Source organism: Rhodococcus sp. P4_B6 (assembly GCF_056402215.1).
The window spans coordinates 1-1,453 of the sequence record NZ_JBFUHV010000434.1 but is presented as its reverse complement, the minus strand read 5'-3'; the positions used below and the strand labels follow the sequence as shown (position 1 = coordinate 1,453).

The window sequence follows — 1,453 nt, the reverse complement described above, 5'->3', positions numbered from 1 at the left end:
GCTCACCGGTCCGCCCGTCGAGGCCGCACGCGACGACCGATCGTGCGTGCACATCCAATCCGACACTCGTACGCTGATTCATTGCTGGGGCCTCCCACATCTTGTGGCTCTACCGGCCAGGACCCGTTTCCTGTCGGCAACCCACGTTCACATGTGGAGTGGGCCCCAGCCCATACCCTCATACTGTCTAGCCACATCCGACACCGACCTGGGCTGGGCTGCTGAAACCAGCACCCCAGCCCAGGTCCACATGCAGTGGAAGACAATGCCGCTCGTCCATATTCACCTCGTCGAGAACCGGCGGTCCCAAGCGCAGTTGCGTCAGATCGCGGACGTCGTGCAGGCCGTCATGCGCGAATCATTTGCAGCGCCTGCGCGTGATCGTTACCAGGTCATTACCGAGCACAAGCCGGGCCAAATCATTGCCGAGGATACGGGGCTTGGATTCGAACGCACCGACGACATAGTGCTTGTCGAGATCGTGCAGCAGGGTCGAACGGAGGAGCAGAAGCAGGCAATGTATCAAGCGTTGGCAGAAGCGCTTGCGGTGGAAACTGGGCTGGCGTCAACAGACCTGATTATCTCGGTGGTGGCGAACACTCGAGCGGACTGGTCGTTCGGTCGGGGGTCTGCGCAATTCTTGGACGGCCAACTCGAGTGAGCAGCGCCCTGGGGTGTCGGTGGCGCGGCGGCTGTGCGGACCCCGTGGGGTGTGGTCCAGCGGGCCCGGGCGGTGTTCAGGGTGCCGACGGGTCGAATCGCGTACTCGGGGATCGGACAGGTGCATGGGGCAGTGGTGCATCGGGTTGCGGTGCCAGGCTCTCTCGTCCCCGGCGCCTGACGGATCAGGGACGGTCTCGCATGCGGGCGAGGTGTTTTTCCGCGCTTGCATCACATGGAAGACCACCATGCCCATGATGGAGCGTGCTGAGGCGGTGCGAGATCATAAGGCAATACGGCCTCAACCTGGCGATCGCCTATGTCTCGGGAGAGCCGGCGCAGAGCGCGACAGCCCGGCTCGGCGCTCACGAATCTCGACGGGCATCGACACGACGTACCTTCCTCGTGGACTGCGCACCCCTCGGAACAGGCGTTTGCGAGGAGTGGTGCGTTGACATGGGTGTTGCGTTCTCTAAGGCTCCCTGGTGACCACGGGATGGGGCTACCCCAGAATCCGCGCTGGTGGGCGTGGCGCCGGGACCTCCGCGCGCCAGGTGGCTGGGGTCGGGCAGGTGAGCGGCAGCGAGCGGGTGGTGATGTTCGACATCGACGGCGGCCTGGCGGACCTGTCGGCATTCACCCACCTCCTGACCGGCGACTCGGAAGGGAGCCGCCGACAGGCGTGGCAGCGGTTCTTCGACCATGTCGGGCAGGCGGCGGCCATCGAACCGGGCCGAGATCTGGTGGAGGCGGTGGCCGGTCTGGGGTTCGTGGTGGTGTATGTGGTGTATTC

1 protein-coding gene and 1 pseudogene are annotated in these 1,453 nt (G+C 64.7%); both read left to right on the top strand.

What is annotated here, in order from left to right:
* Positions 1-265: 265 nt before the first annotated feature.
* Positions 266-661 (top strand): tautomerase family protein, encoded by a 396-nt coding sequence (locus tag AC1DWT_RS51325; protein WP_477926281.1) that lies wholly within the window; start codon positions 266-268, stop codon positions 659-661.
* Positions 662-1,145: 484 nt separating this feature from the next.
* Positions 1,146-1,453: pseudogene (locus tag AC1DWT_RS51320) on the top strand (hypothetical protein); the annotation flags it as partial.